Source organism: Nocardioides sp. Z22_16 (assembly GCF_058134365.1).
Window position 1 is genome coordinate 602730 of the sequence record NZ_JBYTTI010000002.1, and the last position, 15642, is coordinate 618371.

Genomic DNA, 15642 nt, shown 5'->3' on the forward strand with positions numbered 1-15642 from the left:
CGTTAACAGTTAACTGGTCGCCTCAGCCCGCCGCCGGCAGCCCCTCGCCGTCCGCCTCCCAGGTCCACTCGATCCCGGTCGCGAGGCGGCAGCCGGTGCCGACCAGGTGCACCCGGTGGGCGCTGTCCAGGAAGAGCGGGACCGGCTCCTGGGGCGTGCCGAAGGTGGAGCAGGAGGCAGGCAGCGCCGAGCCGGCGAACTCGACCTCCAGGACGTACTCGGTGACGGGGAGCCGGAACTTGCGGCCGTACGACGCCTCGGACGGGCCGTCGACCCCGGCGACGACCTCGTACTCGATGATCGCGGTCTCACCGCGCAGCAGCGGTCTCAGGAAGACCAGCTCCGCACCGACCACGCCCCGCTCCGCGTCGCTGGCGGTGCACCCCAGGTGGCACCCCCGCAGCGCCCGGATCGCCGGCAGGGTGGCGGACCTGTCGTCGTAGAAGTGCAGCACCACCCGACGGTCCGGACCGTCGGCCCGGGCCCGCAGGACCTGGCGGACGGTCAGCGAGACCTGTCGCCGGTCGGCTCCCACCAGCAGCCGGTCGTGGATGCTGATCCGGTGGAGCTCGGTGTCCCAGCCGGCGTCCAGCCGGTCGAGGACCCGCTCGTGGCGCGCGCCGGGCCAGAGGGTGTCGAGGTCCACCGCCGGGGACCGACGACGGCGGGCCGCCGTCATGCCGAGCGTCGCGTGCAGCGTGCCCGGCGGCAGCTCGAGCACCGTCTCGAGGTGGGGGAGTGCCGCCAGGGAGCTCTTCCGCTCGGGCCGGCTCCGTCCGGACTGCCAGTAGCTCAGGGTGGCGACGCTGATCGAGACGCCTCGTTGCTGGAGGTGGTCGCGGATCCGCTCGAGACCGAGCCCGCGACGCTCGATGGCGTCACGGAGCACGTCGGCGAAGCCGCCTCCCGAGAAGGACACCTGGTCATTCAAGACGCCCTCGACCGGAGCCGCAATGCACAGGCCCCGACCCGGCGCTGGGAGCCCGGCGGGAGCAGTCGGCGGCATCACGACCGGGCCATGGAACCTACGCCCCGGCCCGTGCGTTGAGCGCCTCGACATCCCCTCGCCGTGAAAAGAGCCATGGAGCCTCAAAGTACGACCCCGCCCCGTCCCTGTTCCGTCCCCGCTCCCTGCCCCATGACCGGGGGGTCGACGAGGTGAGCGCCCTCCTGACGCTCGCGGCCGGACTTCTCGTGGTGCTGCTGATCACCGTCGTCACGGGTTACTTCGTGGCCCAGGAGTTCGCCTACATGTCGGTGGACCGGTCCCGGCTGGGCGCCCGGGCGGCCGCGGGGGACGCGGCCGCGAGCCGGGCCCTCAAGGTGACCGGCCGCACCTCGTTCATGCTCTCCGGTGCGCAGCTCGGCATCACCGTGACCGGGCTGCTGGTGGGTTACGTGGCCGAGCCGCTGATCGGCCAGTCGCTGGGCACGCTGCTCGGCGGCGTCGGCGTGCCCACCGCGGCGGGGGTGGCGGTCGGGACGATCCTCGCCCTGCTGCTCTCCACCGGGATCCAGATGGTCTTCGGGGAGCTCTTCCCCAAGAACCTCGCGATCGCCCGGCCCGAGCCGGTCGCCCGGTGGCTGGCCACCTCGACGCTGGTCTACCTCAAGGTGGCGGGCTGGCTGATCTGGGTCTTCGACCAGTCCTCCAACGTGCTCCTGCGGCTGCTGCGCATCGAGCCGGTGCACGACGTCGAGCACTCCGCGACCGCCCGGGACCTCGAGCACATCGTGGCCGCCTCCCGGGAGACCGGCGACCTGCCCCCCGAGCTGTCGATGCTGCTGGACCGGGTGCTCGACTTCCCCGACGAGACCGTGGGGCACGCGATGATCCCGCGGGTCCGCGTCGGCACCGTGCCGGCGGGGGCGACGCTGGCCGAGCTGCGGGCCCGGATGGCCGGTGGCCACTCCCGCTACCCGGTGCTGGACGAGGACGAGCGGATCGTCGGCGTCGTCCACCTCGCCGACGTCCTCCGCGTCGACGGTGACGGCGGGGACCGGTGTGCCCGCGACCTGGCCCGTCCCGCCCTGATGCTGCCGACGCTGATGCGGCTGCCGGACGCGGTGCGCGAGCTCTCCCGCACCCGCAACCAGCTCGCCTGCGTGCTGGACGAGTACGGCGGGTTCGACGGCGTGCTGACGGTGGAGGACCTCGCTGAGGAGCTGGTCGGCGAGATCACCGACGAGCACGACCGCGTGCCCGCCCCGGAGGTCACCTCCGAGCCCGGCCGGCGGGCGTGGACCGTCGCCGGTGAGTCGCACGTCGACGAGGTCGAGCGCTCCCTGGGCCGCGACCTGCCCGCCGGCGACTACGAGACGCTCGGCGGGCTGGTCATCGCCCACCACGGCCGGTTCCCGGAGGTCGGCGACGTGGTCCGGGTGCCGCTGCCCATCGACCCGGGCAGCTGGGCCGGGCCCGAGGAGCCGGTGATCGAGCTCGCCGCGCTCGAGGTCCTCGAGGTCGCCGACCACATCCCCACCCTCGTCCGCATCACCCTGGACCACAGCGCCGTGGAGGCAGAGCAGTGACCGACAACCCGTGGATCGTGGTCTCGGCCACCGTCGCGATCATCGCCCTGAGCGCCTTCTTCGTCGCCGTCGAGTTCGCGCTGATCGCGGCGCGCAAGAACCGCATCGAGGACGCCGCCGCCACCAGCCGGTCGGCCCGCGCCGCGCTGCGCAGCCACTCCGAGCTGACCCTGCTGCTGGCCGGCTCCCAGCTCGGGATCACCGTCTGCACGCTCGCGCTCGGCGCCCTCACCAAGCCGGCCGTCCACCACTGGCTCACGCCGGCCTTCGAGGGCTGGGGGCTGCCCGCCTGGGGCGCCGACGCGACCGGGTTCGTGGTCGCCCTGGCCATCGTGACCTTCCTCCACCTGGTGGTCGGTGAGATGGCACCCAAGTCGTGGGCGATCGCCCACCCCGAGCGGTCGGCCATCATGCTGGCGCTCCCGATGCGGGCGTTCATGTGGACCACCCGGCCGGTGCTGCGCGCCCTCAACGAGTCGGCCAACTGGTGCCTGCGCCGGGTCGGCGTCGACCCCGATGAGGACGCCTCGGCCGGCCAGGACCCGGCGGCGCTGCGCCACCTGGTGGAGCACTCGGTCAACGTGGGGGCCCTGGACGCCAGCTACTCCGTCCAGCTCTCCGGCGCCCTCGACCTGGAGACGATGACGCTCGCCGACCTGGTGGAGCCCGCTCCGCTCAGCTGTGTGGGGCCGGACGGCACGGTCGCCGACGTGCAGGGGGTCTCCCGGGAGTCCGGCCACCTCCGGATCCTGGTCCGTGGCCACGGCTCGCCGGGGGAGGAGTACGCCGGAATGGTGCACGTGCGCGACACCCTGGTCCGGCCCATGACGGAGCCGGTCGGCCCGCTGGTGCGCCCGGTGCGGAGCCTGTCCCACGCCACCACGATCTACGAGGCGCTGGCCCACATGCGACGCACCAGCAGCCAGCTGGTGCTGGTGGAGAGGGACGGGACCACCGTGGGTGTGATCACCATGGCCGACCTGCTCGCCCGGCTCTTCCCGCACACCCAGAGCGCCTGAGCCCGGGCCGCGCGCTCACTCGTGGGTCAGCGGCCCGGCGATCTCGCGGAGCGCGGGAAGCATCTCCTCCAGCGACCGCGTCGTGCGCAGCACCACCAGGGAGCCGGCCGGTCCGGGGGAGGGGTCCGGCGGGGAGCCGTGGAGCCGGAGCACCTCGTCCATCGCGGCCTGGAACTGGGCCTCCACCGCCGTTCGGTCGACCTGACCGCGCAGCCAGCGCCGCAGCACGTGGTTGTGGGCGGTCACCACGGCGTTGGCCATCAGCTCGGCCCGCAGGGCGGACTCGGGCGTGCTGCTGAGCCAGTCGTGGATGAAGTCGCGGAAGGTCTGCTGGTACTGCCGCTGGCCCGCGATCTCCCGGGCCCTCAGCGTCGGCACGCTGCGTGTGAGCCGGTAGCGGATGCGCGCCCGATCGCCCTCCTCGAGGTAGTGCTGGAGGACCAGACGGGCCGCCTCGGTGACCGCGACCGGTGCGGTGGCGTCCGTCGCGGTGGCGAGCCGGTCGCGCACCGCTCCCAGGACCACCCCGTGGTCGGGGAAGATCACGTCCTCCTTGGACTTGAACGCCCGGAAGAAGGTGGTGCGGCCCACCCCGGCGCGCTCGGCGACGTCGTCGACGGTCGTCTCCTCGAAGCCACGCTCGTCGAAGAGGGCGAAGGCGGCCTCGATCAGGCGCTCCCGGCTGCTGGTCATGGCTCCATCCTGCGGGATGGTACTCAGTACCGTAGCATCGGGATGCAGTCCCTACCTGAATGAAGAGAGACCCATGAGCAACCCTGACTTCGCCCTCTACCAGCTCTCCGAGGAGCACCAGGCGATCCGCGACGCCGTCCGGGCCGTCTGCGAGGCCAAGATCGCCCCGTACGCCGCCGAGGTAGACGAGCAGATGCGCTACCCCCAGGAAGCGCACGACGCCCTGGTCGCCTCCGACTTCTTCGCCCCGCACGTCCCCGAGGAGTACGACGGCGCCGGTGCCGACGCGCTCGCCACCTGCCTGGTCATCGAGGAGGTCGCGCGGGTCGACGCGTCGGCGTCGCTCATCCCGGCGGTCAACAAGCTGGGCTCGATGCCGCTGATCCTGGGCGGGGACCACGACCTGAAGAAGCGCTACCTCACCCCGCTGGCCCAGGGGCGCGGCGGCTTCTCCTACGGCCTCTCCGAGCGCGACGCCGGCTCCGACACCGCCGCGATGCGGACCCGCGCCCGGCTCGACGGGGACCACTACGTGCTCAACGGCCAGAAGTCGTGGATCACCAACGCCGGGGTCTCGGAGTACTACACCGTCCTCGCCGTCACCGACCCCGAGGGCGCCCGCGGCAACAACGTGAGCGCCTTCATCGTGGAGAAGGCCGACGAGGGCTTCACCTTCGGGGAGAAGGAGCGGAAGCTCGGGATCAAGGGCTCGCCGACCCGCGAGCTGCTCTTCGACGACGTGCGGATCCCCGCCGACCGGATGATCGGGGCGCCGGGCACCGGTCTCAAGCTGGCGCTGCGCACCCTGGACCACACCCGCGTCACCATCGGGGCCCAGGCGGTCGGCATCGCCCAGGGCGCGCTCGACTTCGCGGTCGGCTACGTCAAGGAGCGCAAGCAGTTCGGCAAGCACATCGCCGACTTCCAGGGCATCCAGTTCATGCTCGCCGACATGGCGATGAAGCTCGAGGCCGCCCGCCAGATGGTCTACGTCGCGGCCGCCAAGTCCGAGCGCGACGACGCCGACCTCGGCTTCTTCGGGGCGGCCGCCAAGTGCTTCGCCTCCGACGTCGCGATGGAGATCACCACCGACGCGGTCCAGCTGCTGGGGGGCTACGGCTACACCCAGGACTTCCCCGTCGAGCGGATGATGCGCGACGCCAAGATCACCCAGATCTACGAGGGCACCAACCAGGTGCAGCGCGTCGTGATGGCACGGAAGCTGCTGGCCGGCTGACCGTCACGTCGGCGCCACCGGGCGCCGGGCTCGCACTGCCTGCGTAGGGTCGTCAGCATGCACACACGCACCCTGGGAACCTGGCAGGTCGGCGCCGTCGGGCTCGGCCTGATGACCTTCACGCAGAGCGGGGAGCAGCCGCGCGAGCAGCTGCTCGACACGCTCCGGACGGCGCTCGACAGCGGGGTCACGCTGCTCGACACCGCGGATGCCTACGGGCCGAGCGAGGCCGGGGCGCAGGCGCAGGGCGTCAACGAGACGCTGGTCGCGAGCCTGCTCGACGAGCTCGGCGTCCGGGACCAGGTGGTGCTGGCGACCAAGGGCGGCCACCTGCGCACCGACGGGGGCGGGTGGGCGACGGACAGCAGCCCTGAGCACCTGCGGGCCGCCGTCGACGCCAGCCTGCGCCGGCTCGGCGTCGAGCAGATCGCGCTGTGGCAGCACCACCGTCCCGACCCCCAGGTGCCCTACGCCGACGTGATCGGCACGCTCGCCGAGATCGCCGCGAGCGGCAAGGTGGCCACCATCGGGCTCTCGAACGCAGACCCGCAGCAGATCCGCGACGCCCACGCCGTGCTGGGCGACTCGCTGGTCAGCGTGCAGAACCAGTTCAGCCCGGCCTTCCGGTCCAGCCGGCCCGAGATCGACGTCTGCGCCGAGCTCGGCCTGGCCTTCCTGCCGTGGAGCCCGCTGGGGGGCCTGGGCGACGCCAAGGAGCTCGCCGCGCAGCACCCCGCCTTCGCCGAGGTGGCCGAGCGGCGCGGCGTCTCGGCCCAGCAGGTCGCCCTGGCCTGGGAGCTGGCCCAGTCGCCCTGCGTGATCCCGATCCCCGGGGCGAAGCGGCCTGAGTCGATCAGGGACTCCGCCGCCGCGGCCGACCTGGTGCTGGCCCCCGACGAGGTCGCCGCGCTCGACGCCGACTGACCCCGGCCCGGCTCGGCCGCCACTGGCCCGCACACCGGGCCCCCGGTCCCCCACGGACCGGGGCCCCGGCGTGGTGAAACCTCGACCCACCCTGCTCAACGAGCGGCGGCGGAAAGGGTCACGCGCCGAACGTGTACGCGATGGGGAGTCGCGGTTGTGCTGCCCGGTGGCGCAGTGACCGCCTCAGGCGACGAAGGTCTGGTCCGGGCTGGTCACGCTGCCGAACGGCGTGGTCAGGGTGACCGAGTAGTGGTACGTCCGGCCCCGCTCGAGGCCGGTGATCGCCTCCCCGACCATGGCCGTGTAGGTGCCGTCCTCGTGTCGCTTACCGGCGATCGTCCTCGTCGTCGTCTGGCCGTAGGCGGAGGTGGTGCCGTAGCGGACCGTCTGCGTCACGGAGGAGGCGGTGAACAGGCGTGCCCACCCGCCGAGGGTCGCCGAACCGTTATCCAGAGAGACCGCCCCGAGCCTGGTGAACGCCGGTGGGCCGGGGACCGTGAACGTCTGGTCCGGGGTCGCCACCGACCCGTACGTCGTGCTGACCGTGGCCGAGTAGTGGTAGCCGGTGCCGGGGACGAGCCCCGTGAGCGTCTGGTCGATCGCCGCCTCGAAGCGCCCGTCGGCCTGCACGCTGCCGTGGATGGTGCTGGTCGCCGCCTGCCCGTAGGCCGCGGTCGTCCCGTAGCGGAGGGTTAGCGTGGCCGTGGGGGCGGAGAACAGCTGGGCGGTGCCCGTGATCTTCGCCGAGCCGCTCGCGACGCGAGCCACGCTGAGCGGTCCGGCGGTCGGCGGACTGCCGACGTCGAGAAGGACTGCCCTCTTGGTGAGTGCGGTCACCACGATCGTGAAGCCGTCCGGCGACGTCCAGCTCTGCTCGTCGCCGAGGGTCGCGGTGCCGACGGACGGACTCGTTCCGGGCGTCGGGTCGATCAGCACCGGGCCAGCCCCTCGCGACCCGGGGCCGGTGAACCGCACCTGCACACCGGCGAATGCGGCGGGTGGTAGCCGTGCGTCGTGCCCGACCGGTTGGCGGTACTCGATCCAGTACGTGCGAGAGCCCGCGGTCACCTTCACGGCGTTGACACCCACCGTCTGGTCTGCCAGGGGGCGAAGCACGGCGGAGCCACCCTGGGACAGGTCGACCTGGCGACCGTTGCCCAACCAGCCCATCTTGTCCTTCTGGGGCGCGCTGTAGTGCGGCGTCAGGGTGGCGTCGCCCATGGTGTCGTAGTCGTCGCCGTACTGCTCGAAGGTGCACGAGTTGTCGAAGGCGCCGGTGCACATCAGCGCGTTGCTGTGGCTGAGGCCGTAGGTGTGACCCAACTCGTGGGCCAGCACCGGCAGGTTCATCCGGCCGTTGAGCCACAGGCCCCCCACGGAGGCCCACCCGGGGTTGCCGCTGCAGTCGCCCGAGGTGACCCGGGGGAAGTACACGATGAAGTTCTGGTAGTCGGCCGGGTCCAGCCCGCTGGACTTCGCTGCCGCCTTGGCCCTGCTCATCGTCAGGCCACCGTCGGCGAAGCACCTGCCGTCGGGCGGCGCGTCGATCTCGAGCCAGTCCGTGACGTCGCCGCTGAGCCCCAGAGCGCCGTAGGAGACCTCACGGAACCACGCGTCGGCCTCCTCGAACACCACCTGCTCGGCCTGCTCCTTGTTCAGGGAGTCGTGCCCGGTCCAGTGGGCGAGCATCACCAGGGTCTTGGTCGTGCCCGTCGTGGGCGGAGCACTGGTGACGGCGGCCGTCGGCTCCGCCGTCTGCGCCTGCGGCTCGCCCGGCGAGGGCGCCGCGCCGGCCAGCGTGGCCCCTGCGGTGGTCGTCAGGGCCAGCAGAGCGACGGCGGACGCCGCGAGCCGCCCGAGTGCACGGAACCTGCGGTTCTTCATGGGGCTGCCTCTGCGGACGGGCGGCGGAGCGCCGCGATGGATGGAGCACGACCGACGAGGCGCTCGCGCCGGCCGTCCCGCCCACCATGGCGAAGCGGTCAGCGCACGTCCAGAGCGATCCATCATGCGGGCACCCTCGCGGACGCCCCTTCCAGACCGTCCAGGACGGCGGCGGCCCGCCGTGGGAGATCCCACGACGGGCCGTCGTCACACTGCGGGCCTGCGTCCGAGCCGGTCAGCCGTTCCAGGACGGCTGCGGCACGAAGAGGATCCCGGCGACCAGCGCGCCGCGGACGCCGTTGAGCAGCCAGCCGACGTAGGTGGCGAGCCGCTGGGCCCCTGCATGGGCACATCCTGACCTGCCCGGTCAGCCCGCGACCGCCCGGTCCAGCAGCGGCGCCAGGTCCAGGCCGGGCGGCAGGGTGCCGAAGGCGCCGCCCCAGTCCCGGTCGAGCCGGGACGCGCAGAACGCGTCGGCCACCGCCGCCGGGGCGTGCCGCAGCAGCAGCGACCCCTGGAGGACCAGCGCGAGCTGCTCCACCACCCGGCGCGCCCGCAGCTCGAGGTCCTCGGACGCCGACAGCTCCTTCTTGAGCCGAGCCAGTGCGTCGTCGAAGCGGGAGTCCGCCCCGGCCGCCTGCTCGACCTCGGCGAAGTAGGCCTCGACCGTGTGCGGCTCGCGACCCATCGCCCGCAGCGCGTCCAGCGCCGCGACGTTGCCGGATCCCTCCCAGATCGAGAGCAGCGGGGCCTCGCGGTAGAGCCGGGCCAGGTCGAACTCCTCGATGTAGCCGTTGCCGCCGAGGCACTCCAGCGCCTCGCCGACGGCGTACGGCGCGCGCTTGCACACCAGGTACTTCGTCACCGCCAGCGCCAGCCGGCGCAGCGCCGCCTCGCCCTCGTCGCCGCGCCCCGCGCGGTCGGTGGCGCCGGCCAGCCGCATCATGGCCGTGGTCGCGGCCTCGGACTCGACGGCCAGGTCGGCGAGCACGTTGCGCATCAGTGGCTGGTCGATCAGCGGGCGGCCGAAGGCGGAGCGGTGGCGGGCGTGGTGGGTGGCGCGGATCAGGGCGCTGCGCATCGCCATGCTCGAGCCGATCACGCAGTCGAGCCGGGTCATGTTGACCATCTCCACGATGGTGCGCACGCCGCGGCCCTCCTCGCCGACCAGGTGGCCGACCGAGCCCTCGTACTCGATCTCGGACGAGGCGTTGGAGCGGTTGCCCAGCTTGTCTTTGAGCCGCATCAGGCGCAGCGGGTTGCGCTCGCCGCCGGGGAGCACCCGGGGCACCAGGAAGCAGGAGAGCCCGCCCGGGGCCTGGGCCAGGGTGAGGAAGAAGTCGGACATCGGGGCGCTGGTGAACCACTTGTGCCCGACCAGCCGGTGGGTGCCGTCGGCCTGCGGGGTCGCGGTCGTGGTGTTGGCCCGGACGTCGGAGCCGCCCTGCTTCTCGGTCATCGACATGCCCGCGACCAGTCCGCGCTTGGTCTCCGGGTCGCGCAGGGACGGGTCGTACTCGCGGGAGGTCAGCAGCGGCTCGAACCGGGCGGCGAGCCCCGGGCTCTCGCGCAGCGCCGGGACCACCGCGTAGGTCATCGAGACCGGGCAGCCGTGGCCGGCGTCGACGTTCCACACCATGAACTTCGCCGCCCGGGCGACGTGGGCGCCGGGGCGGTTGTCGGCCCACGGGGCGGCGTGCAGGCCGTGCTCGACGGCTGTCCGCATCAGCTGGTGGTAACTCGGGTCGTAGACGACCTGGTCGATCCGGTGCCCGTAGCGGTCGTGGGTGTGGAGCACGGGGGAGTGCTGCTCGGCGAGCCGACCCAGCTCCTGGGCCTCGGCGGTGCCGGCGAGGCGGCCCAGCGTCGAGACCTCCTCCAGGGCCCAGCCGGCGCCCTCGCGCTCCAGCCCTTCGCGCAGTGCCGGGTCCGCGCTGGTGTCGTGCCCCTCCAGCGGCGGGACCTGGTTGGTCACCTCGTGCGTGGCTGCCATCGTCGCTCCCTCCGTGCGGCGACGCGCCTACGTCGCCACATTACGTCTCGTCGAACGACTGTAGGCTGAAATGTAATGATGCGACAGCCTTCCGAGCCGCAGGACCCGCCCGTGCCGGAGCCCAGGACGCTCTCGGCCCGCTCGGCCCTGCTCAGCCTGCTGCTCGGGGCGCCTGCGGCGGGCCTGACCCCCCGGCAGCTGGTCAGGTGCGGGGAGCACCTGGGGATCGGCGAGGCCACGGTGCGGGTCGCGCTGAGCCGGGCGGTGGCCGCCGGGGAGCTGCGGCGCGCGGGGCCGGCGTACCAGCTGGGGGAGCGGCTGCTGGCCCGTCGGCGCCGGCAGGAGGAGCAGGACTCCCGGATCGACTGGGACGGCGCCTGGGAGATGGTCGTCGTCACCGGCGGCGGACGTCCGAGCCGGGAGCGGGCCGACACCCGGGCCCGGCTCGCCGCGGCGAGGCTGGCCGAGCTGCGCGAGGGGGTGTGGATGCGCCCGGCCAACCTGGCCCGCCCCGGCCCCGGGCCGGGCAGCGGCGACGGGCTGCGCGGGCTGCGGGTGGCGCCGGTGGAGGATCCCGCCCGGCTGGCCGCCGAGCTGTGGGACCTCGACGGGTGGGCGGCCTCGGTCCGCGGGGCGCTGGCGTCCCTGGAGGAGACGCCCGACCCCGCGCGCCGCCTGGCGGTGGCCGCAGGGCTGGTGCGGCTGCTCGCCGAGGACCCCCTGCTCCCGGTGGAGCTGCTCCCGCCGGAGTGGCCGGCGGCGCAGGCCCGGGACCGGTACGTCGCCTACCAGGCCCGGTTGCGGGCGGCGGCCACGGCATAGGCCGGATCGAGCCGTGGGGGACGGGGTGGCCGGACTCACCCGCGTGCCCACGGAGCGGGTGGGTACGTCGGGGGGCGAGCCGACAAGCCTGAGAGGACCCCACGTGGCCACCACCGCAGACTCCACCGACGTCGTCAGCCTCCTCCTCGAGCAGCACCAGCAGATCCGAGACCTCTTCGCCGCCGTCCGGACCTCCACGGGCGAGGAGCAGCAGGAGAACTTCGAGCGGCTGCGTCGGCTGCTGGCCGTCCACGAGACCGCCGAGGAGCTGATCACCCACCCGTGGGTCCGGATGACCGAGGGGGGCAACGACGTGGTCGACGCCCGGCTCGAGGAGGAGACCGCCTCCAAGAAGCTCCTCGCCGAGCTCGACGGGATGAAGGTGAGCGACCCGGGCTTCGCCGACGGCCTGGCCGCCCTGGAGAAGGCGGTGCTCGACCACGCCGCCGCCGAGGAGCGCGAGGAGTTCCCGCTGCTCCAGTCAGGGACCGACGCGAGGCAGCTGCAACGGATGGCCACGGCGGTGAAGGTCGCGTCGGCGCTCGCTCCGACCCACCCCCACCCGTCGGTCGGCAGCTCCATGACCACCAACCTGATGGCCGGGCCGATCGCGTCGCTGATCGACCGGACCCGGGACGCGGTCACCGAGGTGCTCAAGCGCTGACGCCGGCGGCCCCCGTGTGACCCTCGGCACGGGTCTCCCGGCGGGACCCTTCGAGGTCGACGGCGCCGCTACGCTGACCTCCGTGGAGGCCACCGCGCTCGTGCCGGCCCCGAGCCGCTCGGCGCTCTGGGGCAGGTCCGCGGTGCTCGGCGGCGCCGTCTTCGCGACCGGCACCGTCTCCCACCTCGCCGGGGGTGGTCGGCTGCCGCATCCGGCGGTGCTCGTGCTGCTGCTCACCGGCGCCGTGCTCGCCGCCTCCCGACTCCTGCGCGTCCGGCGTACCGCAGGGCCGCTGGTGCTGATGGTGGTCGCCGGGCAGACGCTGGCGCACGGGCTCCTCTCCGCGCTCGCCGGGCACCGAGGGGACGGCCCCGCCGCCGGCCCCGCCGAGGTCCTGGCCCCGGTCGTGGCCCCGGTCGTGGCTCCGGCCGGGACGGCCCGCACCGGCAACCTCTTCGACCACTACACCGCCACCTACGCCGCGCCGGCCGCGGACGCGCCAGGCCTCGGCGCGCCCACCGGCTGGCTGACCCACCAGCTCGACCACCTGGTCGCGCAGGGCCCGCTGATGCTCCTGGCCCACCTGGGCGGAGCGGTCGTGCTGGGCCTCTTCCTCGCGGTCGGGGAGGGCGCCCTGTGGCGCCTCCTGCTGGTGCTCGCGGCCGGGGCGCGGGTGACGGTCGCGGCGGCCGGCCTGGTGCTCGTCGCCGACGGCGTGCGTCGTGGCATCCGGCTGGCCCGGGCCGCGCTCCGCTCCGAGGCCCCCCAGGTCTGCGGACCGCAGGTCGTCCACCTGGAGTCCAGGCGCCGGCGCGGTCCACCGCTGCTCCTCGCCGCCTGACCCCCCACCGTGGTCGGGCACGCACGCCCCGACCCCTCTCGGTCGGGAGCCCCCGTCCGCCCGCAGTCGCGAGGAGAAGCACCCCGATGAAGCACCTGTCCACCCGCACCACCCGCCGTACCACGTCCCGTTCCCTCGTCCCGGCCGTCGCCCTGGCCCTGCTGCTCGGCACCGGGCTGGCGGCCTGCGGTGAGGACTCCGCAGACTCTGCGGACTCCGGGACCACCGCCGAGGCCGCGGAGGCGGCGGACTCCCTCGTCGTGGCCGACCCGTGGGTCCGGGCCACCACCGGCAGCAAGGACGCCACGATGACCGCGGCGTTCATGACGCTCGACAACGAGGGCGACGCCGCGATCACCGTCACCGGCGCCTCCGCGGGGTTCGCCGGCCGTGGCGAGCTCCACGAGATGGCCGCGGTCGACGGCGAGATGGGGATGCGCAAGATCGACGAGCTGACCCTCGAGCCCGGCCGCGGGCAGCTGCTCCAGCCCGGTGGCCACCACGTGATGCTGATGGAGCTGAGCGAGGAGCTCGCCCCCGGCGACGAGGTCGAGCTGGTGCTCGAGCTCTCCGACGGCTCGCAGGTGAGCGTGACCGCTCCGGTGAAGGCCTTCACCGAGGAGGACGGCAACTACCACGACCACGGCGACCACGAGCACGGCGACGAGCACGGCGATGACGACGGCGACGGGCACGGCGACGGGCACGGCGACGAGCACGACTCGGGGGAGGAGCAGTCGTGAGTCCGTCGCTCGGCCGGCGTCGCCTGCTGGGCTACGTCGGGACGGCCGTGGCCGGCGCGGCGGCCGGCGCAGGGGCCGGGGTCGTGGGCGCGCAGGCGCTGGAGGAGACCCCGGCCAAGCCCGCCCGCCCCGAGGGGCTGCCGCGGGTGGTCTCGCCGTACGGCGTGCACCAGCCGGGGGTCGCCGCGCACCCGACCGCGGTCACCGAGCTGGTCGCCCTCGACCTGCGCCCCGAGCTGCGGCGCAGCCGGGACCGGAGCGCGCTGGCCAGGCTGATGCGGGTCTGGACCGGAGACGTCGAGTCGCTGACGGCGGGCCGGGGCACCCCCGGCGACACCGCCCCCTGGTTGGCGGCGGTCGCCGACCTCACCATCACCGTCGGGCTGGGCCCGGGCGTGGTGGGTGAGGAGTGGGGGATCGCGGCGCCCGAGGGGTTCGCCCGGGTGCCCGCGATGAAGCACGACCGGCTCCAGGAGGAGTGGTCCGGCGGCGACCTGCTGCTGCTGGTGTCGGGCGCCGACGCGACCACCGTGGGTCACGCCGTACGCCGGCTGGTCGCCGACGCCGGCCCCTTCGCCACCCTGCGGTGGCGACAGCAGGGCGCCTGGCGCGGCCGGGACGAGCAGGGGCGCCCGATCACCGGCCGCAACCTCTTCGGCCAGGTCGACGGCTCGGCCAACCCCAAGCCGGGCAGCGACCTCTTCGACACCACCGTGTGGATCGACCGTGGTCCGTGGGCCGGTGGCACCACCCTGGTGGTCCGGCGGATCCGGATGGACCTGCCCACCTGGGACGAGCTGACCCGGGGCGAGCAGGAGGAGTCGGTGGGTCGGCGGCTCGACGACGGCGCTCCGCTGAGCGGGGGCGCCGAGCTCACCGACGTCGACCTCGTGGCGCGGCGGGACGGTCGCTGGGTGATCGCCGAGCAGGCGCACGCCCGGCGCGCCCACCCGTCGACCAACGGCGGGCGACGCCTCTTCCGCAAGGGGGCGAACTACGAGCTGGTGGGCGCCGGCGGCACGTCGGAGACCGGACTGATCTTCCAGAGCTTCCAGCGCGACCTGTCCGGCCAGTTCGTGCCGATCCAGCAGATGATGGACGCCGGTGACGCGCTCAACGAGTGGACGACGGCGGTCGGGTCGGCGGAGTTCGCGATCCCGCCCGGGTTCGCCGCGGGGGAGTGGCTGGGCCACCAGCTCCTCGCCTGAGCTCGCGCCTCGTCCTTGCCCGCCCCCGGCAGCATGGAGAGGTGACCGCCACCCTCCCGCGTTCCCCGCACCCGCCCCGGATGCCGCTCGGGGTCCGGCTGGTCGGGGCGGTGATGCGGCGGGGCCGGGCCTTCTCCGTCGCCCACATGGACGAGGCCACGCTGGCCCGGGTGCAGCAGGTGGTGCTCCCCGAGTACGGCCCCGCCGACCTCGTGCTGGGCCGACGGCCGCGCAGCGTCCAGGTGGAGAGCGCGTCCCTGCCCGGGCCGCAGGGCGACCTGCCGCTGCGGATCTACCGGCCGCGCGGCGCCACCGGGACGCTGCCGGTGGTGGTGGCCTTCCACGGCGGCGGGTTCTCCCTCGGCAGCGCCCGGCAGGGCGACTGGCTGCACGGCCGGGTCAGCGCCGGCGTGGGTGCCGTCGTGGTGGCCGTCGACTACCGGCTCGCGCCGACCCACCGGTTCCCGGCCGCGGTGGAGGACTGCTGGGCGGCGCTGGAGTGGACCCACGCGCAGGCCGGCGAGCTCGGCGCGGACCCCGGTCGGCTGGCCGTGATGGGCGACAGCGCCGGCGGCAACCTGACCGCGGTCACCACCCTGATGGCCCGGGACGCCGGGGGGCCGCCGATCAGGCACCAGACGCTGATCTACCCGGCCACCGACCTGACCGAGGCGCTGACGGAGGACCGCTCCTACCAGGAGAACACCCGTGCCGTGGTGCTGAGCAACGAGGACCTCGAAGTCTTCCACGGCCACTACGTCGACGACGGTGCCGACGCCGACGACTGGCGGCTCTCGCCGATCCTGGCGCCCGACCACTCCGGGCTGCCGCCCGCACTGGTGGTGCTGGCCGGGCGGGACCCGCTGCGCGACAGCGGCCTGCGGTACGCCGAGCGGCTGGCCGCCGCGGGCGTACCCGTGCGGGTCGAGGAGTTCCACCGGATGCCGCACGGCTTCCTCGGGATTCCGTATCTCGCGCGGGACTCCCGGGCGGCGGCGGCCGCGATCGTCGCTGCCCAGCGGGAGGCGCTGACGGACTGACCGGCGCGCGCCGCTCGTCCGCCCCCTGGTCGCGATCGCCGG

Annotated in this window: 14 protein-coding genes; 10 read left to right on the forward strand and 4 right to left on the reverse strand. The window is 73.9% G+C overall.

The window, feature by feature from the left end; all coding sequences use genetic code 11:
- Positions 1-22 precede the first annotated feature (22 nt).
- Positions 23-919, reverse strand: a complete 897-nt coding sequence (locus AC3X7R_RS07145) for an XRE family transcriptional regulator (protein WP_489964883.1) — start codon at positions 917-919, stop codon at positions 23-25.
- A gap of 239 nt (positions 920-1158) precedes the next feature.
- Between AC3X7R_RS07145 and AC3X7R_RS07150 the strand changes: the two genes are divergently transcribed.
- Positions 1159-2532: a hemolysin family protein gene (locus AC3X7R_RS07150; protein WP_489964884.1), complete on the forward strand. Its 1374-nt coding sequence runs from the start codon at positions 1159-1161 to the stop codon at positions 2530-2532.
- Positions 2529-3551 (forward strand): CNNM domain-containing protein, encoded by a 1023-nt coding sequence (locus AC3X7R_RS07155; RefSeq protein ID WP_489964885.1) that lies wholly within the window; start codon positions 2529-2531, stop codon positions 3549-3551. The genes AC3X7R_RS07150 and AC3X7R_RS07155 overlap by 4 nt, the downstream gene beginning before the upstream one ends.
- Positions 3552-3566: 15 nt before the next feature.
- Here AC3X7R_RS07155 and AC3X7R_RS07160 read toward each other — a convergent pair whose 3' ends face one another.
- Positions 3567-4244: a TetR family transcriptional regulator gene (locus AC3X7R_RS07160; RefSeq protein WP_489964886.1), complete on the reverse strand. Its 678-nt coding sequence runs from the start codon at positions 4242-4244 to the stop codon at positions 3567-3569.
- A 73-nt stretch (positions 4245-4317) separates the two neighbouring features.
- Here AC3X7R_RS07160 and AC3X7R_RS07165 point away from each other — a divergent pair, with 73 nt between their 5' ends.
- Both AC3X7R_RS07165 and AC3X7R_RS07170 read left to right on the forward strand, forming a co-directional pair.
- Positions 4318-5481 carry an acyl-CoA dehydrogenase family protein gene (locus tag AC3X7R_RS07165; protein ID WP_489964887.1) on the forward strand — a complete coding sequence of 388 codons (1164 nt, stop codon included), beginning with the start codon at positions 4318-4320 and terminating at the stop codon, positions 5479-5481.
- Between the two features lie 57 nt (positions 5482-5538).
- Positions 5539-6405, forward strand: a complete 867-nt coding sequence (locus AC3X7R_RS07170; RefSeq protein WP_489964888.1) for an aldo/keto reductase — start codon at positions 5539-5541, stop codon at positions 6403-6405.
- A gap of 183 nt (positions 6406-6588) precedes the next feature.
- On the opposite strand, the gene AC3X7R_RS07175 is transcribed toward AC3X7R_RS07170, so the two are convergent.
- Positions 6589-8289, reverse strand: a complete 1701-nt coding sequence (locus tag AC3X7R_RS07175; protein ID WP_489964889.1) for a metallopeptidase domain-containing protein — start codon at positions 8287-8289, stop codon at positions 6589-6591.
- A gap of 367 nt (positions 8290-8656) precedes the next feature.
- Complete coding sequence (locus AC3X7R_RS07180; protein ID WP_489964890.1) at positions 8657-10282, reverse strand: acyl-CoA dehydrogenase family protein; 1626 nt, start codon at positions 10280-10282, stop codon at positions 8657-8659.
- A gap of 111 nt (positions 10283-10393) precedes the next feature.
- Between AC3X7R_RS07180 and AC3X7R_RS07185 the strand changes: the two genes are divergently transcribed.
- The 6 genes from AC3X7R_RS07185 to AC3X7R_RS07210 all read left to right on the forward strand — a co-directional run bounded on the left by AC3X7R_RS07185 (position 10394) and on the right by AC3X7R_RS07210 (position 15600).
- Positions 10394-11104: a PaaX family transcriptional regulator C-terminal domain-containing protein gene (locus tag AC3X7R_RS07185; protein WP_489964891.1), complete on the forward strand. Its 711-nt coding sequence runs from the start codon at positions 10394-10396 to the stop codon at positions 11102-11104.
- A gap of 103 nt (positions 11105-11207) precedes the next feature.
- Positions 11208-11768, forward strand: coding sequence for a hemerythrin domain-containing protein (locus tag AC3X7R_RS07190; RefSeq protein ID WP_489964892.1), 561 nt, complete (start codon positions 11208-11210; stop codon positions 11766-11768).
- 82 nt (positions 11769-11850) lie between these two features.
- On the forward strand, positions 11851-12609 hold the full coding sequence (locus AC3X7R_RS07195; protein ID WP_489964893.1) for a hypothetical protein: 759 nt from the start codon (positions 11851-11853) through the stop codon (positions 12607-12609).
- Between the two features lie 86 nt (positions 12610-12695).
- The gene (locus AC3X7R_RS07200) at positions 12696-13352 is read left to right on the forward strand and encodes a copper chaperone PCu(A)C (protein ID WP_489964894.1); all 657 of its coding nucleotides are present in this window, start codon (positions 12696-12698) and stop codon (positions 13350-13352) included.
- Entirely contained in the window at positions 13349-14560 is a 1212-nt protein-coding gene (locus tag AC3X7R_RS07205) for a Dyp-type peroxidase (protein ID WP_489964895.1), read from the forward strand. The genes AC3X7R_RS07200 and AC3X7R_RS07205 overlap by 4 nt, the downstream gene beginning before the upstream one ends.
- Before the next feature lie 41 nt (positions 14561-14601).
- Positions 14602-15600: an alpha/beta hydrolase gene (locus tag AC3X7R_RS07210; protein WP_489964896.1), complete on the forward strand. Its 999-nt coding sequence runs from the start codon at positions 14602-14604 to the stop codon at positions 15598-15600.
- Positions 15601-15642 lie beyond the last annotated feature (42 nt).